22 protein-coding genes are annotated in these 24114 nt (G+C 36.8%); 6 read left to right on the top strand and 16 right to left on the bottom strand.

The genetic code is table 11. The features are described from left to right. Positions 1 to 26 precede the first annotated feature (26 nt). Entirely contained in the window at positions 27 to 818 is a 792-nt protein-coding gene (locus tag ACXYMZ_RS06240) for an HAD family hydrolase (protein ID WP_458947523.1), read from the bottom strand. Between the two features lie 150 nt (positions 819 to 968). Between ACXYMZ_RS06240 and ACXYMZ_RS06235 the strand changes: the two genes are divergently transcribed. Both ACXYMZ_RS06235 and ACXYMZ_RS06230 read left to right on the top strand, forming a co-directional pair. Continuing rightward, entirely contained in the window at positions 969 to 2063 is a 1095-nt protein-coding gene (locus tag ACXYMZ_RS06235) for a branched-chain amino acid aminotransferase (protein WP_458947522.1), read from the top strand. A 172-nt stretch (positions 2064 to 2235) separates the two neighbouring features. Continuing rightward, positions 2236 to 3093, top strand: a complete 858-nt coding sequence (locus tag ACXYMZ_RS06230) for a YitT family protein (protein WP_458947521.1) — start codon at positions 2236 to 2238, stop codon at positions 3091 to 3093. A 45-nt stretch (positions 3094 to 3138) separates the two neighbouring features. Here the strand turns inward: ACXYMZ_RS06230 and ACXYMZ_RS06225 are convergent, their stop codons facing one another. Beyond that, complete coding sequence (locus ACXYMZ_RS06225) at positions 3139 to 4092, bottom strand: dipeptidase (RefSeq protein WP_458947520.1); 954 nt, start codon at positions 4090 to 4092, stop codon at positions 3139 to 3141. Between the two features lie 178 nt (positions 4093 to 4270). Between ACXYMZ_RS06225 and ACXYMZ_RS06220 the strand changes: the two genes are divergently transcribed. Beyond that, positions 4271 to 5269 (top strand): YcjF family protein, encoded by a 999-nt coding sequence (locus tag ACXYMZ_RS06220; protein WP_458947519.1) that lies wholly within the window; start codon positions 4271 to 4273, stop codon positions 5267 to 5269. A 247-nt stretch (positions 5270 to 5516) separates the two neighbouring features. Here the strand turns inward: ACXYMZ_RS06220 and ACXYMZ_RS06215 are convergent, their stop codons facing one another. From ACXYMZ_RS06215 to ACXYMZ_RS06165, 11 genes are all read right to left on the bottom strand, one after another. Then, a complete protein-coding gene (locus ACXYMZ_RS06215) occupies positions 5517 to 6920 on the bottom strand; it encodes a SpoVR family protein (protein WP_458947518.1) in 1404 nt (467 codons plus the stop codon). Then, entirely contained in the window at positions 6917 to 8086 is a 1170-nt protein-coding gene (gene yhbH, locus ACXYMZ_RS06210; RefSeq protein ID WP_458947517.1) for a sporulation protein YhbH, read from the bottom strand. Before yhbH ends, ACXYMZ_RS06215 begins: the two co-directional genes overlap by 4 nt. Before the next feature lie 10 nt (positions 8087 to 8096). Next, the gene (locus tag ACXYMZ_RS06205) at positions 8097 to 9992 is read right to left on the bottom strand and encodes a PrkA family serine protein kinase (protein WP_458947516.1); all 1896 of its coding nucleotides are present in this window, start codon (positions 9990 to 9992) and stop codon (positions 8097 to 8099) included. A gap of 409 nt (positions 9993 to 10401) precedes the next feature. Further along, positions 10402 to 10839: a hypothetical protein gene (locus tag ACXYMZ_RS06200; RefSeq protein WP_458947515.1), complete on the bottom strand. Its 438-nt coding sequence runs from the start codon at positions 10837 to 10839 to the stop codon at positions 10402 to 10404. Positions 10840 to 10860: 21 nt separating this feature from the next. Continuing rightward, on the bottom strand, positions 10861 to 11685 hold the full coding sequence (locus tag ACXYMZ_RS06195; RefSeq protein ID WP_458947514.1) for an aldo/keto reductase: 825 nt from the start codon (positions 11683 to 11685) through the stop codon (positions 10861 to 10863). A gap of 85 nt (positions 11686 to 11770) precedes the next feature. Then, the gene (locus ACXYMZ_RS06190; RefSeq protein WP_458947513.1) at positions 11771 to 12712 is read right to left on the bottom strand and encodes an MBL fold metallo-hydrolase; all 942 of its coding nucleotides are present in this window, start codon (positions 12710 to 12712) and stop codon (positions 11771 to 11773) included. Positions 12713 to 12733: 21 nt separating this feature from the next. After that, a complete protein-coding gene (locus tag ACXYMZ_RS06185) occupies positions 12734 to 13507 on the bottom strand; it encodes an enoyl-CoA hydratase/isomerase family protein (RefSeq protein WP_458947512.1) in 774 nt (257 codons plus the stop codon). 14 nt (positions 13508 to 13521) lie between these two features. Further along, positions 13522 to 14508: an NAD(P)H-dependent flavin oxidoreductase gene (locus ACXYMZ_RS06180; RefSeq protein ID WP_458947511.1), complete on the bottom strand. Its 987-nt coding sequence runs from the start codon at positions 14506 to 14508 to the stop codon at positions 13522 to 13524. Positions 14509 to 14686: 178 nt separating this feature from the next. Beyond that, a complete protein-coding gene (locus tag ACXYMZ_RS06175; protein ID WP_458947510.1) occupies positions 14687 to 15625 on the bottom strand; it encodes a ketopantoate reductase family protein in 939 nt (312 codons plus the stop codon). A 66-nt stretch (positions 15626 to 15691) separates the two neighbouring features. After that, positions 15692 to 16846 carry a toxic anion resistance protein gene (locus tag ACXYMZ_RS06170; protein WP_458947509.1) on the bottom strand — a complete coding sequence of 385 codons (1155 nt, stop codon included), beginning with the start codon at positions 16844 to 16846 and terminating at the stop codon, positions 15692 to 15694. Between the two features lie 4 nt (positions 16847 to 16850). After that, positions 16851 to 17486 carry a 5-bromo-4-chloroindolyl phosphate hydrolysis family protein gene (locus ACXYMZ_RS06165; protein WP_458947508.1) on the bottom strand — a complete coding sequence of 212 codons (636 nt, stop codon included), beginning with the start codon at positions 17484 to 17486 and terminating at the stop codon, positions 16851 to 16853. 186 nt (positions 17487 to 17672) lie between these two features. Here ACXYMZ_RS06165 and coaW point away from each other — a divergent pair, with 186 nt between their 5' ends. Then, positions 17673 to 18467 carry a type II pantothenate kinase gene (gene coaW / locus ACXYMZ_RS06160; protein ID WP_458947507.1) on the top strand — a complete coding sequence of 265 codons (795 nt, stop codon included), beginning with the start codon at positions 17673 to 17675 and terminating at the stop codon, positions 18465 to 18467. On the opposite strand, the gene ACXYMZ_RS06155 is transcribed toward coaW, so the two are convergent. Next, positions 18464 to 18784, bottom strand: a complete 321-nt coding sequence (locus ACXYMZ_RS06155; RefSeq protein WP_458947506.1) for a DUF3006 family protein — start codon at positions 18782 to 18784, stop codon at positions 18464 to 18466. The genes coaW and ACXYMZ_RS06155 overlap by 4 nt on opposite strands. A 321-nt stretch (positions 18785 to 19105) precedes the next feature. Here ACXYMZ_RS06155 and ACXYMZ_RS06150 point away from each other — a divergent pair, with 321 nt between their 5' ends. Then, positions 19106 to 20392, top strand: coding sequence for an MBL fold metallo-hydrolase (locus ACXYMZ_RS06150; RefSeq protein WP_458947505.1), 1287 nt, complete (start codon positions 19106 to 19108; stop codon positions 20390 to 20392). Then, positions 20389 to 20652, top strand: coding sequence for a DUF3006 domain-containing protein (locus ACXYMZ_RS06145; protein ID WP_458947504.1), 264 nt, complete (start codon positions 20389 to 20391; stop codon positions 20650 to 20652). The genes ACXYMZ_RS06150 and ACXYMZ_RS06145 overlap by 4 nt, the downstream gene beginning before the upstream one ends. Positions 20653 to 20691: 39 nt before the next feature. Here ACXYMZ_RS06145 and metA read toward each other — a convergent pair whose 3' ends face one another. Together metA and ACXYMZ_RS06135 are read right to left on the bottom strand one after the other, a co-directional pair. After that, on the bottom strand, positions 20692 to 21600 hold the full coding sequence (gene metA, locus ACXYMZ_RS06140) for a homoserine O-acetyltransferase MetA (RefSeq protein WP_458947503.1): 909 nt from the start codon (positions 21598 to 21600) through the stop codon (positions 20692 to 20694). Between the two features lie 453 nt (positions 21601 to 22053). Next, complete coding sequence (locus ACXYMZ_RS06135; protein WP_458947502.1) at positions 22054 to 23757, bottom strand: methyl-accepting chemotaxis protein; 1704 nt, start codon at positions 23755 to 23757, stop codon at positions 22054 to 22056. Positions 23758 to 24114: the final 357 nt, after the last annotated feature.

The raw sequence follows: 24114 nt of genomic DNA, 5'->3' as shown, positions 1-24114 counted from the left end.
GCTCGACTTATTAAGCTTCCAAAAATTTATTTATTATTTATTTTTTCAAGCAAAGGTAATAGATCCATCAAATTAGTAATTTCATAGTCTGGCCGAACTCTTTCTGGTCGAACATTTTTACGATTAATCCACACAGAAGGAATCCCCGTTCTCGCCGCTCCGAGAATATCCGTATTTAAATTATCGCCAACCATCAAGACTTCGTCAGCCTGCACATTCATAAGTTCTAGGGCATGTTCAAAAATCGTTGGATCAGGCTTCCCTTTTCCAAAAGCACCAGAAATTATAATATGTTTAAAGTAAGGCTCTAGCTCTGGAGTTAATTCAAGCTTTGTATTTTGCAGGTCTGGTGAACCATTTGTAAGTAGTAAAAGCTCATATTTATCCCATAGTGCATCTAAAATTTCAAAAGACTCTTCATAAAGTCGCGCTGTTTTTCTTCTTTCGCGGGGAAAAGCTTCACCAAGTTCAGCTCCCAAAGCCGCATCATTAATACCCATTGCCTTAAGACCTAGCGTCCAAGCATTCTTACGATACGCCGGAACAATTTCTTTTATCTCAGGAAACTTTCCACCTTCATCAGGAAAATCTCCCCATAAACCCTCAAAGGGATTAATCCCAATCATCTTTGTAAATTCATATGTAGGGTATGAAGCATATAGTTTTGTCGCTTGCTCTCTCACATTTTTTTCTAATTCATTGGTATCCAACTCATACTTATCTGCGGCAATTTTACATGTTTGTTCAAATGCGTCTTTTACGCTCTGTTCGTCCCAAAGGATAGTATCATCAAGGTCAAAAAATATTGCTTTAATCAAGAAAAGCCCTCCTCACACTGTAAGTACATTTAATTTAACATACTTTCAATAAATTTTAGTCTTTTTTGATAAATTTCGAAAATTGACTTGCCTAAAATTTTAAAATCCATTATGATAAGGGATAACTTTTTAATATAAGGAGATAGCGATATGGAAGAACAGTCAATTCACGTTGAGAAAAGCACATCATTGAAGGAAAAACCTAAAGCAAATCAATTAGAATTTGGCAGAATATTTACAGACCACATGTTTGTAATGGATTATGCCGAACCAGTAGGGTGGCATAACCCAGCGATTCTACCATATCAGCCAATCATGGTGGATCCGTCTGCGATGATATTCCACTATGGCCAATCGGTATTCGAAGGGTTGAAAGCATTTCGCACGGAGAATGGGGACGTCCAATTATTTCGCCCGAAACGAAACTTTGAACGCTTGAATAAATCAAATGACCGACTTGTCATCCCACAAATTGATGAAGATTTTGTACTAAAAGCTCTAAAAAAATTAATTGAAATCGATCAAGATTGGGTGCCTGATGCAGATGGTACTTCTCTTTATATTCGTCCATTTATTATTGCAACGGAACCATTTATCGGTGTCGCACCATCACATAATTATAAGTTAATGATTATTTTGTCGCCAGTAGGTTCTTATTACAAAGAAGGTATTAACCCAGTAAAAATTGCAGTCGAAAATAAATATGTTCGTGCGGTAAAAGGTGGTACTGGTGAAGCGAAAACTGGAGGTAACTATGCATCCAGCTTAAAAGCACAAGAAGTCGTTGAAAAAGACGGATACTCACAAGTACTATGGCTAGACGGACTCGAGAAAAAATATATTGAAGAAGTTGGCAGCATGAACGTCTTCTTTAAAATTAACGGAGAAGTCGTTACACCAGAACTGAACGGTAGTATTTTATCTGGAGTAACTCGTGAATCGGTCATTACACTTTTAAAACATTGGGATATTCCAGTAAGAGAAAAGAGAATCAGCATGCAGGAGTTGGCAGAAGCACATGAAGCAGGCCAACTAGAAGAAGCTTTTGGTTCTGGAACAGCAGCGGTCATTTCACCAATCGGACTACTCGCTTGGGAAGGAAATGAATATCAGATCAATGGCGGTCACACTGGAGAACTATCGAAGAAAGTTTACGACACCATAACAGGTATTCAATATGGAAAAATTGAAGATCCATTCCAATGGATCGAGCCAATTAAGAGTAAAGAAGAAGTTAAATTATAGATTCAAATAAGGAGCTAGTACAAAGTTATTTTAGGTTACTAATATAACTTTTGTCTAGCTTCTTTTTTTCGCCTTTTTTTCTAAAAATAATAGCTTGAATAATTGTGTTTACTACAACAGGCGCAAGTGTTAAAGTTAATAGGGTATTATTTTTCGAAGGGAATCTTGCAAAATGAATACAAAAAGCCAATTTACGCAATACATGTATATTCTTATTGGTTCTACGATTGTCGGTCTTACATATAATATGTTCCTGCTTCCTGCGAAATTAGCAGCAGGAGGAATATCTGGTTTAAGTACCATACTTTTTGAACTCTATAGCATTAGCCCTGCACTTATACAATTTGCTATCAATATTCCAATCTTCATTTTGGGTTGGCTTATTTTAGGAAAAGATTTCAGTTGGAAATCCTTAGTTGGTATTACTTTTCTACCGTTCGTTATCTTTCTATCAGAAGACATTCCTGTCAAGGTCACGGACCCATTGCTAGCAGCTATCTACGGAGGAATATTACTCGGAGTTGGACTAGGAATTGTTTATAAAGGAAACGGTTCAACTGGAGGAACAACTGCGATCGCGCAGATTCTAAAGCACTTCACGAAAATCTCCAGTGGCTTATCACAGCTCATCATTGATGGTCTTGTTGTTATTACATCTATCTTTGTTTTCAGTTTGGAATTAACTTTATTTGCTTTAATCGCAATTTTCCTCTCGAGTAAAGCAATTGATTTTGTCGAATTACGAACAGCTGCAAACAAGCTTGTCCTTATTATTACAAATCAAGAAGATCAAGTTCAGTCGATTATTCATAACGAAATTGACCGTGGCATGACAAAAGTTCGCAGTGTCGGTGGCTATTCTAATTTGAAGCAAACGATGATTTTATGTGTGACAGAACATCAAGAAGCAATTAAGTTAAAGAAAAAATTACAAGAGGTTAGTCCAGATGCTTTCGTTATCTTTATTAATGCGTCAGAAATTCTGGGTAGAGGATTTACAATCGATAAGTATTATGGGCAGAAGTTTTAAAAAATCCTGTGCAACTAGATGATTATCTAAGTGCACAGGATTTTTTTATTTCACTCTAGCTAAAAAGTACATCATATTTTTATATGCAAAGCCTTTTACAGTTTCTTCGGGAAAATAGTTTAAGAGCTCATTTATAAGGAGCTGGTATTTCCCTGCATGTTCAAGGTTCTTGACGAATACCTCTATTCCATCAAAATCGGAACCAAAGCCAATTTTGTTTTTTCCGCCTAAGGAATAAAGGTGTTCGATATGTCTGATTAAATCAGTTATGTCCGTTTCTTCTCCGTTATCGCTTATGAATGAGGGATGGAACACTACGTCAAGCTGACCACCTTTTTCAAATAAAGCTTGGATTGCTTCATCTGGTAAATTTCGTTTATGAGGGTGAATCGCGCGAGCATTTGAATGGCTTGCAAATGGATGATCTGCTAGCTCCAGTACTTCCCAAAATGCTTGGTCAGATAAGTGAGAGACATCTGTTAAAAGTTTATGTTTATTTATTAGGCTAATGGCTTCTTTTCCTAATGCAGTCAGCCCTGCTCCCCGTTCTTCTCCAATTCCATCTGCATAAAGATTAGCATTATTCCAAGTTAACCCGACTGATAAAACACCCAATCGAATCAAGGTTTCAAGCTTCATCAAATCATTGCCAATGCAATCTAATCCCTCGAGTGTAAGGACAGCGCCAATTTCATCTGCTTTAAGTAACGCGATATCTTTGAAAGATTTAATATGCTTCATTTCCGGATTTTTTCCTATGACTTCTGTATGGAATACGTCGACCTGTTCCAATGCATGTTGCCATTGTTCACTCGAAGGTATCTCGGGATATACAAATATCGCGAAAAACTGTACCTTTACTTTTCCCTGTTGAAGTCGGTATAAATTTGTTTCAAGTTCAGGAGCATCACGAAAATTCAGCTCATGCTTGAAATAAGTCCCTCGTTTTGCCAGTTGCAATTTATACAAAGCATCACAATGCGCATCAATAATTTGCATGCCGAATCACCTTCACTTTATTTAAATTATCCTTTTACTATTGTATGAGTGTATCTTGCGAATTATCTCGATTATATCATAGGGTTTTAGGGTAATATTATTAAGATTTCATCCACACTAAATTTTCTATCAAAAAATGTCTATTTTTGTTATGATATCCCTAAGGAGCGTGGTACACATGCAACAATACAACGAGAATGACTTTAATATAGCGTTCGATGAAGAAACGGACAGAGTAAATAAACAATTAAACGCCGAAATTTTATTTGCCATGATTGGTGATGTCAACACTGGTAAGTCATCGACGATTAATCTCTTGATTGGTGACGAGGTCGCTGAAGTTGGTGCAAAACCAGGTGAAACAACGAGAATTGATCGCTACGTGTACCGTGATAAAATTATTTTTGCAGATACACCAGGCCTAGATGATATTAACGAGCATAACTCCAAAGAAACCTTAGACTTCTACAAAGATGCTGATATTGTGTTATTTTTCCTTAATGCAGCAGGTACAGTGTTTTCTGAGGGTGAAAGAAAATCATTTGAATTAATTCGCAAGACAAATAAAGATATTATTTTCGTCTTAAATAAAATAGATGCTGCTGATGATATTCCTAGCTTAGTAAATTATGTGAAGGAACATACCGGCAACCAGTTCAAGGTGGTGCCAATTTCCTCAAGAACTGGACAGAATATCGATAAACTAAGAAATGAAATTTTGGATATCCTCAAAAAAAAGCATAAAGAAATCCAATTTGCGAGGTTAATTAAAGAGAAGTCATCAACTGCGAATAAGTGGATATTAGCTGCTTCAGGCTCTGCGACAGCAGTTGGAGCTGCACCAATTCCTGGTTCAGATGTCATCCCATTAACTGGAATTCAAGTTGGATTGATGGTCAAACTAGCTGCACTTTATGAAAAACCACTTTCCAAAGCGAAAGCGAAGGAATTATTAATCGCAACCATTACAGGAAACATTGGTAAAACATTATTTAGACAGGTAGTAAAATTTGTACCTGGTGCAGGGTCAGTAGCCGGTGGTAGTATTGCTGGAGGAATGACTTTAGCAATGGGGTACGCGGTAAAATACGCATACGAAAATCAAATTGAACTTGATGCAGAAACATTAAAATCACTTTATGAATTCTTTAGGAAGAAAACAGAATCTAAAGCGTAAGCGCCCGTTTAGCAACGTACAAACTGGAGCACTTTGCAATGAGATAAAGGAAACACAATGAACGAAGTGAATTGATGTTGACTTATCGTAGTGGAAAAGTGTGAAGTTTGGTAGTTGTTGGGCGTTGGAGCTGGACGCGGCTAATCAGGCAATCAAAATATTTTATGGATATTACTTTTTTAAAATTAAAACAGATAAAAATGGGACAAAGGTATAATCCTTTCTCCCATTTTTTATTTTCCTCACTTTAAGATAATAACTTCTTTTTCACTTCATCACCAGAATAACTAAACCTTACTGTACGATCTTCTACTTGTGTTTCGATGTGAACGGGTCTTCCCCACAGCTCATAAATATATGGTAAAACATGCTGCAAATATGGTAAATCTAATTCAATTCCTTCGTATCCATGTAAAAGATAGAGCTCTCCATTTCGATTATAATCTCCATCAACTACTGTAATATAAGGAAATCCGCCATTGATTCGCATGGAAATTAATTGATCACGTACATCATTAAAATCCTTTGTACTAATTCGATAATCTCGACCTTTTTTCTCGAATAAATACATATCTTCTCGCAGAATAATATCTTTCGTTAAATAATTTCGAATCAAGGAAATATCTGATTCTAATGCGCGAACTTCAAATAATTTTTCTCTACCTGAACCTGGCTTTACACCTCTATTTATCATTTCTTTTGTCGGGTTGTTATGTTGTTCTTCAATATCTTCTAAGATCTTTAATCCTAAATGATAAGGATTAATTGATGTTCGAGATGGCTGCAATACTCCGGCATTAAGCTTTGCATACTCAATTGTTTCGTCACTGGTTAAATCAAGTTCACGTACAATTCGTTGATGCCAGTAAGACGCCCAGCCCTCATTTAAGATTTTCGTCTCTAATTGCGGCCAAAAGTATAGCATTTCTTCACGGAGCATGGTCATAATATCTCGTTGCCAGTCATCTAATTCACGACTATACTGCTCCAGAAAGTAGAGTAAATCTTTTTCTGGTTGCTGAGGTATTTTTTTTCTAACCTTAGGTCGGATCGCTTCTTTTTTGTCCTCATCATCAATCCCCCATAAATCATCATATGGTGTGGATTTGGTACTTAGTTTCTTTGGGGGTTCTTCTGTTTCCACAGGATTTTTCCTTGTTAAAGAAGGATCGACGTGTTCTTGGATAGCCAACACACGATCTAAAAAAGCTTCTACTTCATCTTTTCCATAACGCATCTCATAAGCTGAAATTCGTTCCGCAGTTTGTGTCATGCTCTCGACCATATCGCGGCGAGTATTAGAAAAGCGAATATTATTTTTGAAAAAATCACAATGTGCAAGCACGTGGGCAACGATTAATTTATTTTGTATCAGTGAATTTGTATCAAGTAAAAAAGCATAACAAGGATCAGAATTGATAACAAGCTCATAAATTTGGCTTAAACCTAAATCATATTGCAGCTTCATTTTATGAAATTGCTTTCCGAAACTCCAATGATTGAATCTCGTTGGCATTCCGTAAGCACCAAATGTGTAAATAATGCTTGCGGGGCAAATCTCGTAATGCATATCGTAAAAGTCTAATCCAAAGCCTTCCGCAACTTCGGTGATTTCTTCAATTGCATAGGCTAATTGCTTATCCGCTATCAACGAGACCCCTCCCTCGTTTCATTTTTTGAGAAAAAGCGTTTCAACGCTGGGTAAACATCATTTTTTTCACGTAATTCATAAAAGCGAAAACCTGGGTCTTCAATCGAGCGATACGTGTTCATTAATGTTGAATAGCGATTATAGCTATTTACCTCTCCATAGCCAAACATTTGTGATACATCAAGAAGTTCATCAACTAATTTTAGACATTTTACATTATCTGAAGTTATATTTTCACCATCGGAAAAATGAATAGGATAAATATTATAGCTAGATGGCGGATATTTTTCCTTAATTAATTCAAGTGCCTTAAGATATGCTGAAGAACAAATGGTGCCTCCACTCTCCCCTTTTGAGAAAAACTCCTCTTTTGTCACGACCTTTGCAAGTGTATGATGAGCGATATATTCAAATTCTACTGTTTCGTATTTTGTCGTTAAAAAGCGATTCATCCAAAAGAAAAAACTTCGTGCAACATATTTTTCAAAGTTTCCCATAGAAGCACTCGTATCCATCATTGCTAGTACAACAGCCTTTGACTCACGCTTCACTGTTTCATTCCAAGTTTTAAAGCGTAGGTCATCGTTATAAATAGGAGCAATACTTGGTTTCCCATGCCTTGCATTACGTTTAAGCGCGGAAAGGATGGTTCTTTTTTTATCGATATTACCAATTAATCCCTTTTTGCGAATGTCATTAAACTCGATATTCTTAACCTTTACTTCTCCACTATCTTTTTCTTCGATATTTGGCAGCTCTAATTCTTTTAATAATGCTTCTTCAATCTCTGCTAAGGAAACTTCCATTTCATAATAATCCTCTCCAGGCTGATCTCCCGGCTTCCCATCCCCCGCACCATCATCACCACTACCTGAACTTCTAGCAATCACATCACCAACCTGACTGTCTCCATCTCCTTGGCCAACATGCTTTGTTTTATTATGGTTATAGCGTATTTTATATTCATCCAAGGAGCGAATGGGTATCTTCACAATGTCCTTGCCATCTGACAAGATGATATCTTCCTGACTGACTAAATCAGGTAAATTCTTCTGAATCGCTTCCTTCACTTTTTCCAGGTGTCGTTCCTGATCCTGATTGCCTTTACGATGGAGAGACCAATTTTCCCTTGCGATGTTAAATTCATGCTTTGGTTTATCGCTCATCTCTCTCCTCCTAACGGTTTAATAAGCTACCAACATAACGTAAGAGTTCATTAGCGGAAGTAGAGTTATAGCCATATTCATCAATGAGTCTTGCAATCACTTCATTGACTTTTTTAAGTTGAGATTCATCCGGTGTCTGTGTAGATGTAGTAATTTTTACAACATCTTTTAAATCGGCAAATAATTTCTTCTGGATGGCTTCACGCAAACGTTCATGTGAATGATAATCAAAGCGTTTTCCTTTTCTTGCAAAGGCAGAAAGTCGAATAAGAATCTCTTCACGGAATGTCTTCTTCGCATTTTCAGAAATACCAATTTGCTCTTCAATCGAACGCATTAACTTTTCATCTGGATTTAATTCTTCGCCTGTTAACGGATCAAACAGTTTATTTTTATTACAGAAAGCTTCCACATTATCAAGATAATTATCCATTAGTGCCTTCGCTGATTCTTCATAAGAATAAACGAATGCTTTTTGTACTTCTTTTTTCGCAATATCATCATATTCCTTACGAGCTACAGAGATAAAATTCGTGTAAGTCTCTGCCTCTTCTTTTGAAATCGATGGATGCTGATCTAATCCATCTTTTAAAGAACGCAGGACATCAAGCGCATTGATCGAAGGAACTTCTTTACGAATAATCGCAGAAGAAATCCTATTTATGACATATCGTGGATCAATCCCTGACATACCTTCATCTGGGAACTCTCGTTTCAACTCTTCCATATCGATTTGGTTGAACCCTTCCACATTTTCTCCATCATAAAGTCGCATCTTTTTCACAAGATTGATTCCCTGCTTCTTCGATTCTTTTAATCTAGTCAAAACAGAAAAAATTGCTGCAACTCTTAGAGCATGAGGAGCCACGTGAACATCGGAAATATCACTTTCTGAAATCATCTTTTCATAAATGCGCTCTTCCTGACTTACTTGCAGATTGTATGGAATTGGCATTACAATGATTCTTGAATGAAGTGCTTCGTTTTTCTTATTCGCAATAAATGAACGGTATTCTGTTTCATTTGAATGGGCCAGGATAATTTCATCTGCTGAAATCAAGGCAAATCTTCCAGCTTTAAAATTACCTTCTTGCGTGAGCGAAAGTAAATGCCAAAGGAACTTCTCGTCTGATTTTAATATCTCTTGGAATTCCATAATCCCACGATTGGCCTTATTCAATTCACCATCGAATCGATAAGCACGCGGGTCTGACTCTGAACCATATTCTGCAATTGTAGAAAAATCAATACTCCCTGTTAAATCAGCAATGTCCTGTGATTTTGGATCAGACGGACTAAATGTCCCGATTCCAACGCGTTTATCTTCAGAGAAAAAGATACGCTCTACCATCACATTTTCAATTTCTCCATTGTATTCCTGTTCCAAACGCATGGTGTTCAGTGGAGACAAACTGCCTTCAATTCGAATGCCATAATCATCTTGAAATTCTTTTCTTAAATGAGGGGGGATGAGATGTAGTGGATCCTCATGCATTGGACAGCCTTTAATTGCAAAAACTGCACCTGTGTCTGTCCGCGCATATTCTTCAAGCCCTCTTTTAAGTAAATTTACAATCGTTGACTTCCCACCACTAACAGGTCCCATTAATAAAAGAATTCTTTTTCTAACATCTAATCGTTTTGCTGCTGGGTGAAAATATTCTTCAACAAGGCGTTCGATTGCATGTTCTAAACCAAAGATTTCATCACTGAAAAAATGATAGGACTTCTTCCCGTTTTCTTCGGTTAAACCTTTATCTTTAATCATATGATAGACACGGGAATGAGCGGATTGTGCAATGATAGGGTTTTCTTTTACCATTTCTAGATATTCAGCAAATGTCCCTTCCCAGCGTAATTTATCTTCCTCTTCACGATAAGCGCGAACCTTATTTAATATATCCATAAAAACTCCCTCCATTATAGCAACGATTTATACATCCTATGCACCAGCAAGATTTAACATTACCCCGTAATCATCGATTTACCCAAAGACAAATATTACCCGGGAAATAATTTGTCGAAAGATGGAGGGTTTTGGGTGTTTAGATATCTTAAAACGTATTATCGAAACTCATCCATAAGAGGGAAGTTGAGCAAAATTAGCTTCGGAAATATACGAAGACTCCTGCGGGAAGTAAGGCAACGGTGAGATCCCGCAGCGTGCAAAGCACGCGAGGAAGCTCACCAGCCGCCCGCGGAAAGCGTAGTATATTTCCGAAGCGGGTTTATCCTCATTCTAAGGTTGCCCTTAAGCTATACCAAAATTTAAAAAACCACCAAAATCAATTTCCTCTGATTTTGATGGTTTCCTATTATTTTAAAACATTATCATTGTATTCATCGATAGTCATTTTCTCGCCGTCTACGATTTCATATTGTGTGCTGCCTTTAATAATAACCCACGTCATTATTTCGTTTTCGCCTGCATCAAGTGCAACATAATACCAATTATTATCGTACGCTGCCTCTAACGCAGCAACAATATCTTCATTCAAACGATTCCTTGTTAACTCAACTGCATTAAGTAACTTGATGCCACCCGCATAGCGAACATGTTCCACTAATTCCTCAGAAAGCTCATCTGGTGAATGTTCTTGTAAATATTCCGCACTGAAATACGAGAGCGTCTCTTCTTGCTCTTCCATCAATGCTGCTGTGTACATGTCTTCAATAACGGAAACTGCTATTGGATTAAAACAGCCTGTTAATATAAAAATAGATAAAAATAAAATAAATATTAATTTTTTCATTACGGAACATTACTCCTTAGGTTAAAAATCATCTGGATTAGAACCACTGCGTGAATCAATATGCAGTCGATTTATTTCTTCCATCTCTACATCAGTCAATTCAAAATCAAAGATATTTGCATTTTCGATCATACGATGTTCTTTAGTAGACTTAGGAATCGTTGCAACGCCATTTTGGATATCCCAGCGTAAAATAACTTGTGCAGCAGTTTTATCATGTTTTTTTGCTATCTGCTGAATGACTGGAAGCTCTAAAATACGTCCTTTTTTTAATGGTGACCATGCTTGCATTTGAATATTATTCTTTTTACAAAATGCGAGTGTTTCTACTTGTGTTAAATGTGGATGATACTCGATTTGATTTACAGCTGGCTTAATTTCGGCATCTTTCATTAATTCTTCCAAGTGATGTTTATGAAAATTACTAACTCCAATTGCCCTTACTCGACCGTCCTTATAAATCTCCTCAAGTGCTTTCCAAGTGTCTTTAAATTTTCCGGAAACTGGCCAGTGTATAAGGTATAGGTCAATATATTCTAAATTGAGATTCTCGAACGAGCGCTCAAACGCCTCTAATGTTGATTCATATCCTTGATCGTCATTCCATACCTTTGAAGTGACAAAAATTTCTTCACGGGGGATCCCTGAATTACGAATCGCTTCTCCAACTTCTTTTTCATTTTCATAAAATGCTGCTGTATCAATTAATCTATAACCAACTTTAAGTGAAGTACTTACTGTCTCAACGGCTGATTGTCCAGGTTCAACTTTATAAACACCGAGTCCAAAACCAGGCATTTTAATATTATTATTTAAGGTAACTTTATCTTGTAAATGATTAATCATCAGAAACCTCCTACTTCATTCTTTCTACTTTACCATTTTACCATTCGATGAATTATTTCAAAAGGAAAAGCAGAGTAAAATTTAGTTACTCTGCTTTATAAATATACGTATCGTTTATAGTTTCTCGATTGCACTTCCCAGCTAGTCTTAAATACTCTAAGTGTGCGAGTGTTTCGCCGATTGCAAAGCGACTTTCGTGTACGGTAAGTATTTTATCAAATAGTTTTTCACATGCTTCAAAGACAGTGAGTGGTTCTTTTAGGATTCCGAGTAATTCTTCTAAACGCTCATCATGATGTTGCTTTAATTCTATAACTCTCTCGTGTCCATTGCGAAATGGTTTGCCGTGAGAAGGGATAACTAAATCTACTTCTAGTGCTGCAATTTTATCAAGTGAATTGTAATAGCTCTGTAGTGGATTCGGATCTCCGTGAAACCAATGCGAAATATTTGGTGTGATCCTTGGTAAAATATGATCCGTTCCGATTAGAATATTTTCATTCTTATTATAAAAAGTTACAAGACCTTCTGAATGTCCTGGGGTGAAAATCACTTCATAAGAAAGTTTACCGATTTGCACCTTTTCTCCTTCTTCAAAATAATGATCAATCGTAGGATATGGTGTAACTAGTGGAACAAACTCTCGGGTGTTTTCAACCATACTATTTGCCTCTTCCGCAGATATACCTGCTAGCTTATAATTATTTTCTAGCACATCCAAGAATTCATTTCCCCATGCACTAAAACCATTTTTCGCATCAACCTTTGTCATGGAAACTTTCGCCCCATACTTTGCTTGAAAGCCTCCTGCATACCCAAAATGATCCGGATGATAATGTGTTAGGAGTAAATTATCAACTTTTTTTCCTTCCAGTTCTTCATCCCAACGAGCTACTGTATTATCATTGTGAAGACCTGTATCAATAACCGTTCGTCCATTTTCACCTTCAGCAATAAAACAGTTCACATGATTCAGTCTGAAAGGAAGTTCCAATCGAACGAGCTTTAAGCCATATTCTTCTATCAAAATAATCTCCCTCTCCCGCGATTAATTTCCTGTAAAATTCGGTCTACGCTTTTCAAAGAATGCTGCAATTCCTTCTTTATTATCTTGGGATTGCAGTAGTATTGTTTGCATGCCAATTTCTTGGAGATCAGCCGTATCATAGTTTAACTGATCCGCGTGATTTACAAGATGCTTCACAAATTGATTTGTTAGCGGTGGTCCATCAATGATAAACTGTGCAAAATCTGTTGCTTCCTCAAGGAGGTTTTCACTAGCAACACGATTGACTATTCCCCAGCGTGCAGCTTCTTCAGCATCAACTGGTTTAGCTGCTGAAATCCATTCCTTAACAATATTTATTGGAACTTTTTCGCTTAAAGCTTTAATTAAACCAAGGTCTGGAATTAAGGCAATATTTGTAAAGCTACTAACAAATTTTGCGTCTTTTTCAGCAACAACAAAATCTGCTGCTAAAGCAAGACTGAACCCTGCTCCTGCCGCAAATCCTTGAACTGCAGCGATAACATAAGTATCCATTTTACGAATCGTTTGAACAACTTTCATTGCCATTTTCATGTACTTTACGATATCTGAAGTTTCATTAAACCCTTCCATCGTTTCAATGTCACCACCAGCTGAAAAACCTTTACCCGCACCTGCTAAAATTACCGCACGGACATCTTTATCCTGATCTGCTTCTTCAAGTGCTGCAACAAGTTTGTTAGCTAGTTCAATCGACAGTGCATTTCTCTTATCTGGACGATTCATTGTAATATAAGCAATTTTATTTTCTATTTTTACTTCTAAAACACTCATGCTTTTCTCTCCCTTTATTTAACTTTTTCTGTATTGTTTTTAAATTGGTCAGCAATTTTTTTTAGTGTGTTTTGATATTCAGTTTGAAGTTCTGCTACAATATCTTTTACTGTTTGACGCTTCTCAATTGGCCCTACACCTTGTCCAGCACCCCATATATCTTTCCATGCACGTACATCTGGATTACCAAGCTCAGAAAAGTCTATTTTACCCGTATCAGGTAGGGTTGCTGGATCTAGTCCAGAATTAATAATACTTTGTGTTAAGTAATTTGCGTGAATGCCACTAAAAGCTGGTGTATAAGTAATTTCATCAATTGATGATTCAATTATCATGTCTTTATATTCAGCTTGAGCAGCACTTTCTTCCGCTACAATAAATTTCGTACCAAAATATGCAAAATCAGCATTTAATGTCTCTGCAACAACTATGTCACTGCCCTTTGTCATTGTTCCAGCAAGTACAATTGGTCCATCAAAAAATGTACGAACCTCATGCGTAAAGGCGATTGGATTTAATTGACCACCATGCCCACCTGCACCGGCTGCAACCAATACTAAGCCATCACTGCCCTTTTCAATAGCCTTTTTGGCAAATTTAATATCGATTACATCGCTTAATACAACGCCACCATATTTTTTCACAACCTCTACAACGGGACCTGGATCGCCAAGTGATGTGATCACTAAAGGTGGCTGATGTTTTTCAATTAATGCCAAATCCTCAAAGAATCTTTTATTCGAACGGTGACTTATAAAATTCACACCCCACGGTGCAGGAGTCTCACCGTCTTCTTCTATTGTCGCTAATCCATTAAGAATCTCTGTCATCCATTGGTCTAGGTCTTCGGTTGTTCTTGCATTTAAAGCTGGAAAAGTACCAATGATCCCTGCTTTACAAGCTTCCAAAACCATCTTCGGGTTTGAAATTAAAAACATTGGTGCCATAATCACTGGTAATTTTACGCCTTTTTTTAGTTTTAATGTTGCTTCATTCCCCATACTCTCAACCCCTTTGTTTTAGTAAAGCGCTATCATTTGAGTGAATGCTCATTCACTTCAGCTAATAAAAAAGAAAGATAGAAATCTAGTGTTCTAGCTTTCTGTAATAAATGTATAATACTAATTCTAAATTTTCTTATTTTTAATGTCAAGGAAAGCTTTCTTATTTTTAAATCAATCAGTTAATTTGCTGTTCATATGTTTTCTCTATTACATGAATAAGATTTACCATCAGTTCATTATAAGGCGTTTCGATATTGTGTTTTATTCCAAAAATAACGATCGCACCGTTTATAACGTCAATTTCCGTTTTCCGTTTTTGTAAGACATCTGTGAGCATGGAAGATTGATTCCGCGCAAACTTTTCTTTAATTAATGCAATCACTTCTCGTTCAGGATTATCATATAAAAGCTCGATTCCTTCTGCTTTTGCAACCGTTACAGCTTCTCTAATTAAATTCCTCGCAATAGCTTCGCCTTCATTTGTGAGAACAGCATTGCCATTCGTTAATTTCGTTATGCCTGTTAAACTATTAATTGCAACATTTACAATCAACTTACTCCAAATAACAGATAAAACATCTTCAGCAATTTCAGTAGCTAGCCCAGCATTGGAAAACATCTTGGCGATTTTATCAAACGTAATAGCATGTTGTTTATCTAGAAAACCAATTGTAGTTTTCCCAACTGCACGATGCGCAATTTTTCCTAGTCCAAGTACACTTGCCCCGCTTCCTGTTCCACCAACACCAAGAATCGCATGTGGAATAACTTTTTGCATATTTTCTAAATTTCCTACACCATTTTGGAGTGTAAGCACAACAGTATTCTCTGTTATGAGATGTTTTACTTCTGTTAGTACATGTTCGGTCGCAAAAGATTTGAGAAGGATGAGAACAAGATCATATTCTGGCTTTAGCTCTTTTGCATTATAGTTTATTTCTACTGGGATTGTATGGATTTCGTCAGTTGTAGTATGTAGCTCAATTCCATCTTTTTCGATAGTTTTTACTTTCTCATTTTCTCTATTATAAATAGTTACATCATAACCTGCTTGAGCAAGCTTGGCTCCGAACAGACAGCCCATCGCGCCAGCACCTAAGATTAGTGTTTTCACAACTATTCCCCCGTTTCGTAAATCATGCTATGAAAAATGCTTGGGAACATATCCCAAGCATCTCATTTATTCTTTCAATTCAAGCATTTTCTGCTTCATTTCTTGTTCTAAGATATGCATTTCTTTTTCAGCTTGTTGACGCTTCTCGCGGCCTTCTGCTTGAATTGTCATTGTTTCCTCAAGGGTTGACATCAGCTGTTCTTGTGTACGTTTTAATGTTTCAATATCAACCAAGCCACGTTCATTTTCTCTCGCCGTTTCAATGGTATTCTCTTTTAACATTTCAGCATTTTTAAGTAAAAGATCATTCGTCGTCTGTGAAACAAGCTTCTGCGCTTCTACAGCATTTCGTTGACGTAATAGTGTCAAAGCAATTGCCATCTGGTTCTTCCATAATGGAATCGCAGTAAGCACAGAGGATTGAATTTTTTCTACCAGTGCCTGGTTTGTGTTTTGAATCAAACGAATTTGTGGTGCACTCTGTAAAGTAACTTGTCTACTTAGCTTCAAATCATGCGTTCGTTTTTCAAGACGATCCGTGAATTGCACCAAGTCATTTACTTCTTGAGCCATCATTTGGTTTTGGCTTGCTTCTGCTTTTTCTCGAAGTGCAGGAATATCTTTATTGCGTAGTTCATCGATTTTCACTTCACCAGCTGCAATAAAAACATTCAATGTATCAAAGTAATCTCTGTTTTTCTCGAAAAGTTGTTCAAGTAACTGATTATCCTTCATTAGCTCATCTTTACTGCGGTCGAGCTTCACTGAAATACGATCAATTTGTGCTCCCGTTTTCTGATGTTTCGACATAATTTCATTTACAGAATTAGACACACGGTTAAAGATACGTGACAAAAATCCGCGATTATTCGGATTTAATTCATCTGGATCTACTTGCTCAAGCTTTTTCATTAAGTCAGATAAAATCCCACCGATTTCTCCGATATCATTATTTTTAACCTGATCAAGCATGCTGTGAGAAAAATTCATTAGTTTTTCCTGTGCTTCAATCCCGTATTGTGAAACACTATGCGGGCTATTATGGTCAATTTGTTTTGCAAGTTCTACAGCTTTTTGCTTTTTATCTTCTGGTAATAAATCAACTAATTTATTTGTTGTTTCTTCTTCTTTTGTAGGTTTTTCGATAGAATCCGTACCAAATGGATTCGCTAAAAGCTCGTCCATATCAAAAGCTTCTTCTTTTTTCTTTTCTTGATTCATCGGCTTACCCTCCTGTTTGGTTTCGTGGTTTTTGCAGTGTACGTTTCGCAACGTCTAACTCGAAATCGAGCGTATTCACATCATCATTGAGCATGACGCGAAGGTCTTTTTTCACTGTTTGACCGAGTACAATAATTGCATGTCTTGAATCACGCATCATTTCGTTCATTTCTCGGGATTTCACTGGCTGTTGGGAGAGATAAGCGTACTTCTCTGCAATTTCTACAAGTGAATCGAGATGTTTATAATAGAATCCTTCCACTTGAAAAAAGCGACGTGGTTCGTTTTTCGTATTTACTTGGATTCTTCTAACCGTCATTAGAATCTCCCTGTTTTCCCTTGCATTCCCCAATTGGCGAACGTTAATCAATGCGCGCTGTAATCGTTTGATTTTTAGGCTTGCATCTTTTAAATTATCGGAGATGAATTTATATTCCTTCATCGTTAGTCCATTATTTTTTGCATATCGATGTGTGCTTATATATTTAACAGTGTAGTATGTTCCGACTCCACCAATAAGTCCGTAAAGAGAAGCAAATAGAAAGGCTTGTCCAAAGGCAAAGAAGCTAAGCAGCCATACGGTCCCTGATGCTGTGAGCGCACTGGCAGACCGAACTATAAATTGTAAAAATGCTCTCATTTCACCACTCCTCATAAATTTTGTTGCCATTTATCTTCAGGATGATTGAATCTGTGTTAACCTGTAATAAATTATACGACAAAACCCCCTAGAAAGTTTCATCTATTTTTATTTTAACTGACTTCTAGTAAAATAACTATAAGAAAGTATTAAGATGAGCATATATTTGAGAGGAGTGGAGAAGTTATGAGAATTGGAATTGATGCTGGTGGTTCCCTAGTGAAGATTGCTTACGAGGAAAAAGAGAAACTTCAGGTAAGAAAATATGCAATAGAGGAAATACCAAAACTCGTGGAATGGTTAAGTCTTGTTGCTCCTGATGCCGAACTTGTTGGAACAGGTGGAAATTGGCCCAAGATTCAAGAAGCTACAAAACAAAAGAACTCTACAGTTGATGAATTTACTGCGCTTGTTAACGGAACAAAACATCTGTTGCAAACAGAGAAAAAATACATCGATACTTTTATTCTCACAAGCATTGGTACAGGAACTTCTATCTTTTATGTAGGCGACAATACTTTTGAACGTGTGCTTGGTAGTGGTATTGGCGGTGGAACGTGGATGGGTCTAGGCGCGAAGTTAACGAACGCACAATCATTTTCTGAACTTCTTGAACTCGCTGGAAAAGGAAATCGAGAAAACAACGATTTACTTGTGAAGGATATTTATGAAGGAAATGAAAATATTCCTCTCCTCGGTGATTTAACAGCGGCCAATTTTGGTAAAGCACATAAAACAGATAGTATGGAAGCAGATCATGCTGCAGCTTTAAATCAATTAATTGGAGAGGTCATTTTATCTCTGTCTGGGAATGTGGCTCAAGTCAAGGAAGCAAAAAACATTGTGTTCATCGGTGCGACTATTCAAGACAATAATCCATTACAACAAGTACTGACGAGTTTTAAAGATATGCTTGGGTTTGAACCGATTTTCTTAGAATTAGGTGCTTTTGCAGGCGCAGTTGGAGCTTTATTTGATTAGTTATAAGAGGAATTTTTTTGAAGTAATTTTTCATGTAAGTGTTGTATTTTCATTTTCTGTTTGTTTTCATATTCATCGAGCGTCCAAAGGATAAGTGGTTCTTCGGTTTCCAAATAAATTAGTAGCCACTTTCCTTCTTTTGTATGCCGATTGGTCGGTACAATCAATTCCTTCTCTTCCTCTTCCAGCAGAATAACAGCATAGTTTCCTTCCACACGATCAACGACACCGATCGTAAAACTTTCACTTTGCTTTATAATTTCTTCTGGTAGATTAGGTAAGAGAAAAATGAGCAAAAATAGTAGATTTAATAGCATTCATTAACACCTCCATTTCCATTATGACAAAGGCCCACGAATCATGCACATCGCTATTTTTTAAACTTCAATAGAAAAGAACTTGAGATAATTTAAAAATCTATTAGGAAGAGATGAATTTTAACTAAATTAGTTAGTATGATAATTAAATTTCATATCTTTTTTATTTGGTTATAACCTATGCGTCAAAGCTTATTAGCCACCTGTGGAAAGCGGGGTTTTTCATGCCAAAAACTATAACTGGAAACTTTCACAACTAGTATTTTCCTATTTGATTTGATAATCTTAAGAGTGGAAGAATAACATTATGGGGGATAATTAGTGAAGAATATTAAATTGTTTTTATTTATTAGTATGCTGTTTTTATTAACGGCTTGTGGTACCGTCGAAAATACAGAAGAATCGACGACGGAAGAAGATATTACTGTAGAAGATGTGACAGCTGATGCTGAAACAGAAAGTACAGAACCTGAAGAAAGTAGCGTAGAGGAAAAAGCTGAGCAAGAAACCGTTGAGGAACAAGCTCCTAAATCAAGTGGAAAGCTTGGCGAATTAAATGTACATTTTATTGATGTTGGACAAGCAGATGCAACCTTATTTGCTTATTCTGATGGAGAAAATAATTACAACATCCTTTTTGATACTGGGGATTGGCGCGGGAGCCAAGTTGTTTCCTATTTAAATGCAAATCAAATTACAAATCTTGATCTCGTTGTTGTAAGTCACCCAGATGCCGATCACATTGGACAGTTGGATAAAGTTATGCAAAATATAGCTGTAGACGAGGTTTGGATGTCTGGAAACGAAAGCACATCGCAAACATTCCAACGAGCAGTTGAATCAGTTGTGAACAGTGATGCTGGTTATCATGAACCACGAGCTGGTGAGAGCTTTGATATTGGTCCAATGGAGATTGAAGTCCTTTATCCAAACGGAATTTCAGGAAATTCAAATGAAGAGTCAATTGCGATGCTATTTACATATGGTAGTGTGAAGTTTTTACTGACAGGTGATGCGGATAAGAATGGCGAATCATATATGCACAACAATTTTAATGTTGCTGCGGACGTATTGCATCTCGGACACCATGGCTCAAACACATCTAGTGACACAGCCTTCGTCGATGCAGTTGCACCAGAAATTGCCGTGTATAGCGCGGGAGCAAATAATAGTTACGGTCATCCAAACGCTGAAGTAGTGAACACTATTCTCGATCGTAACATTAAACTTTATGGGACAGATGAACATGGAACGATTATCATTTCATCAGATGGAAAAACTGTTCAAAACGTTACAACGACTGGAAAAAGTGAACCAATAAAACAAACACAAGCAAAAGCTCCGGCGAAGACCGAAAATAAAGCTGAGCCGAAAGCTACCGAACAAAAAGAAAAGAAACCCGAACTAAAACCATCATCAGGATGCATCAATATTAATCAAGCATCTTTTGATGAGGTACAGGGTATTATCCATATTGGACCAGCACGTGCAGAGGAGTTAATTCAAATAAGACCATTTGATTCTGTAGATAATCTTTCGCGAATTAAAGGGATTGGACCTGCAAGAATTGCTGATATTAAAGCAGAAGGAAAGGCGTGTGTACAATGAAAAAAGGTGTTTTAGACCGTTTTGAAGGTGAGCAAGCAGTTATTTTAGTTGAAGAAGATCATGCAGAATTTATTGTTCATCAAGATAAATTACCAGCGAACAGCGAAAAAAACACTATTTTCAAAGTCGAGAAGCAAGTAGACGGCTATCAAATCATTGCAATCGATGAAGCTGCAACCAAATCTGCACAAGCCAAATCAAGTGACTTAATGAATAAACTACGAGCAAAAAGTAGTGGAAGTAAATTTAAAAGAAAGTAAATAAAAGCGTGAAATCCTTAGTTGGATTCCACGCTTTTTTTAATCCCATTTATATGGTGTTTGTTGATAGACATAAAAATTAAGCCAATTTGAAAACAAGAGATGTGTATGTGATCTCCAAATATTTGGTGGTTCATTTTCAGGATTATTGTCTGGGAAATAATTAATCGGGATTTCTATTTCCTTACCCTTATTTAAGTCACGATGATATTCATCAGCTAATGTTGTTGCATCATACTCTAAATGCCCAGTTATCATAATATCCTTGCGATCTTCCGATAAAATAATAAAAGGAGAATCCTCTGCTGTTTTTGATAACAGGAATAAATCAGGATGAGCTTCAACTGCAGCTTTGCTCACTGTTGTGTGTCGTGAATGTGGCGCATAAAAGTATTCATTAAACCCTTGAACAAGTTTTTCCGTCGTGTCGCTCAAATCGTGTTTGAAGATACCAAAATATTTTTTATCTAGTGCTTCCTTTTCTATACCGTAGTGTTGATAGAGGGCTGCTTGTGCACCCCAGCATATGTGGAGGTTTGACGTAACATTGTGCTTTGACCAATCCATTATCTCTGTTAGTTCCTGCCAATAATTTACTTCTTCAAATTCGAGATGCTCAATGGGAGCTCCGGTAATAATCAATCCATCAAATTTGCGATCCTTCACCTTATCAAACGTCGTATAAAAATTCTCCAAATGATAATTACTCACATTTTTTGATTCATAAGTTGCTGTTCGCAGAAATGTGATATTTACCTGGAGTGGCGTGTTTCCAAGCAGCCTTAATAATTGTAGTTCCGTTTTTTCTTTCTCGGGCATTAAATTCAGAATCAATATATTAAGTGGACGAATATCTTGAGAGCGCGCTCTTTCTTCATCCATGATAAAAACTTTTTCCTTATTTAATGTTTCTCTCGCCGGTAATTTCTTTGGTATATTTATCGGCATCTAGCACGCCTCCTTTACAATTTTATTAAGCAATAAAGTACATTATAGATAGTAATCTAAGAAATAACAAGAAAACAATAAAAAGAAAGCAGAATACTTTTTGAAATGAAAAAGATTCTGCTTTCTTTTTATTAAGGAATTTATAAAATTCTTTGGTGTTGACATTATTAGTGGATAGCCACGTCCGGCTCCAGCGCTAAAGCGGCGATCAAACTTCGCACTTCTTCAATCGATAAAGAAGACTTGCCGATTCGCTTGCGAGAGGCTTAGTCGCACTTATACCCTTGCGGTGAAAGTCAACATCGACTCGTACCTCGTCGTGTTTCCTTTATCTCAAAAAATAAGGGAAGTTCAACTAAAAACGCGACATCACGTCGCAACGTTGAACCACCCCACGTCCTGTGGGGCGCAGTTTGTACGTCGCTGAACGGGCGCTTGCGCCTTTGTTCATATTTATATTTTAAACTGATTCACTAAATCATTGAGCTCTTCTGCTAAGTGAGCAAGTTCCGTTGCGCTTCCTGCAACTTCTTCCATTGCACCACTTGTTTGCTCAGAAGACGCAGATGTTTGTTCAATCCCTGCAGCTGACTCTTCTGAAACAGCAGCAATCTCTTGAATCGAGCTATTCATCTTCTGACTGCTTGCAACAATTTCAGTGACACTTGTAGATATATTTGTAATATTATTTACGACATCCGTTACTGAATGGCGAATACTTGTAAATTTCTCGCCTGTTAATTGAATCTGTTCCGTTCCTTCTTTAACCTCTGTATAGCCATTATTCAATTCATTGGTTACGACACCGAATTCTGATTGAATATCATTTACAATCTCAGAAATGTCTGTTACCGAATTTCCAACCTGCTCTGCAAGTTTTCCAACTTCATCCGCTACTACTGCAAATCCTCTACCATTTTCACCTGCACGTGCCGCTTCAATCGCAGCATTTAAAGCTAGTAGATTTGTTTGGTCAGCAATATCTTTGATTACAACAACAAGCTGAGAAATTTCTTGTGTTTTAACATCTAAGCCTTCAACTTTTTCCACAGTGTTTTTGACAGCTTGGTCAATGTTACCCATTTGTCTCATCGATGAATCCATAAGTACAGATCCTTCCTCTGTCATAACAACTACTTGATTAGACTCTTTTTGTACGTACTCTGTGTTACGGTTTACATCTTCAATACTTTCTGTAAATGTGCTCATCATGTTTGAAAGACTACTTGATTGATAAGCTTGGGTTTCGGAACCAGATGCAAGTTCTTCCATTGTACTCGAAATCTGCTCGGTACCTGAACGCACTTCATTTGCTGACTGTGTAAGCTCCTCACTATGTGCTGAAACAGTGTTTGATACATCTGTAATCCTACCCATGATGTCACGCATATCTTTATTCATTTTATTTGTAGCTGTAACGAGTTGTCCAACTTCATCCCTCGACTGCACGTCAAGAGGCTCCTGGCTCAAGTCACCAGTTGAAATTAAATTCATTCTTTCCATCACTTTTTGAATTGGTCTTGCTATCGAAGAAGCTGTAATCATTGCGATAACAGTTCCTAAAATAATAACTAATATCGAGATAACAATGGAAACGATTAAGAACAAGTTCATATTTGTCTGAATCTGATCACCATGTTCTTGAATTCTTACTTCTGCAGCATTTGCAAGGTTTACAAATCCATCAATTAGTTCTCTTCCTAATGGCTCTAATTCGTTTTCCATTATGTTTCTAGCTTCTTCTTCATTACCAGATTCATAGGATGCGATAATGTCATCTGTAAGATAACCCCAATCCAACTTTCTTTCTAATAAGGATGTTAGCTCTGGTGAACTACTTAACTCAGCTGCTCGATTCTCTAAAGCTATACTTTCTTCTAATCCATCTTCAAAAGCATTTTTGTAATTCTCGTTATCAAATAATAAGTAGCCTTGAATTAATCTCGTACGGTCCAACATGTTGTTCGCTAATTCTTCATCTGTTATTAGTAAAACCACTTCTTCATCTATGATTGTCTCTAATTCATTATTCACCATTTGAATAGAGAAAAGTAAATACAAGCTAAATAATATAACCAAAGCCATAACAATGGAAAAGCCGAATAAAACCTTTGTTCTTATCCTTTTAAAATTTAATATTCCTGACTTCTTTTTCATCGAAGCACCCCACTTATTTATTTTGCATCAAAACTTTCTCCTAAAGTTAGCTGATATTCTTTATATCGTACATTTTTCCTAAATTGTTAGTGTAATAATATTAAATTACACTAGTGTTGCATTAATATAGTTTGAATTTTCAGTTAATAACTTTTTTCTAAAAGAGCCAAAAAACTAAATACCCTATTAAAGGTGGCTCCATCCATTTGGGATTTATTTACAGTTAGACGAGAATGACAGCGACGTTTTGGTAGTTAAGAAGCACCTTTTCCCTCAATTTTCAGGAGCCAGATATAAGCTGGCCTCCACAACGAGGCTCTTAAAAAACGACTGATCTGTAGGATTGTTCTTTTACTT

The organism is Oceanobacillus sp. CAU 1775 (assembly GCF_054482815.1).
This window is presented reverse-complemented; position numbering and strand designations above follow the sequence as displayed.

Coding starts and splice junctions, on each gene's coding strand:
- ACXYMZ_RS06235 (WP_458947522.1), top strand. CDS start 969: ATGGAAGAACAGTCAATTCACGTTGAGAAAAGCACATCATTGAAGGAA.
- ACXYMZ_RS06230 (WP_458947521.1), top strand. CDS start 2,236: ATGAATACAAAAAGCCAATTTACGCAATACATGTATATTCTTATTGGT.
- ACXYMZ_RS06225 (WP_458947520.1), bottom strand. CDS start 4,092: ATGCAAATTATTGATGCGCATTGTGATGCTTTGTATAAATTGCAACTG.
- ACXYMZ_RS06220 (WP_458947519.1), top strand. CDS start 4,271: ATGCAACAATACAACGAGAATGACTTTAATATAGCGTTCGATGAAGAA.
- yhbH (WP_458947517.1), bottom strand. CDS start 8,086: ATGAGCGATAAACCAAAGCATGAATTTAACATCGCAAGGGAAAATTGG.
- ACXYMZ_RS06205 (WP_458947516.1), bottom strand. CDS start 9,992: ATGGATATATTAAATAAGGTTCGCGCTTATCGTGAAGAGGAAGATAAA.
- ACXYMZ_RS06200 (WP_458947515.1), bottom strand. CDS start 10,839: ATGAAAAAATTAATATTTATTTTATTTTTATCTATTTTTATATTAACA.
- ACXYMZ_RS06195 (WP_458947514.1), bottom strand. CDS start 11,685: ATGATTAATCATTTACAAGATAAAGTTACCTTAAATAATAATATTAAA.
- ACXYMZ_RS06185 (WP_458947512.1), bottom strand. CDS start 13,507: ATGAGTGTTTTAGAAGTAAAAATAGAAAATAAAATTGCTTATATTACA.
- ACXYMZ_RS06180 (WP_458947511.1), bottom strand. CDS start 14,508: ATGGGGAATGAAGCAACATTAAAACTAAAAAAAGGCGTAAAATTACCA.
- ACXYMZ_RS06170 (WP_458947509.1), bottom strand. CDS start 16,846: ATGAATCAAGAAAAGAAAAAAGAAGAAGCTTTTGATATGGACGAGCTT.
- ACXYMZ_RS06165 (WP_458947508.1), bottom strand. CDS start 17,486: ATGAGAGCATTTTTACAATTTATAGTTCGGTCTGCCAGTGCGCTCACA.
- coaW (WP_458947507.1), top strand. CDS start 17,673: ATGAGAATTGGAATTGATGCTGGTGGTTCCCTAGTGAAGATTGCTTAC.
- ACXYMZ_RS06155 (WP_458947506.1), bottom strand. CDS start 18,784: ATGCTATTAAATCTACTATTTTTGCTCATTTTTCTCTTACCTAATCTA.
- ACXYMZ_RS06145 (WP_458947504.1), top strand. CDS start 20,389: ATGAAAAAAGGTGTTTTAGACCGTTTTGAAGGTGAGCAAGCAGTTATT.
- metA (WP_458947503.1), bottom strand. CDS start 21,600: ATGCCGATAAATATACCAAAGAAATTACCGGCGAGAGAAACATTAAAT.
- ACXYMZ_RS06135 (WP_458947502.1), bottom strand. CDS start 23,757: ATGAAAAAGAAGTCAGGAATATTAAATTTTAAAAGGATAAGAACAAAG.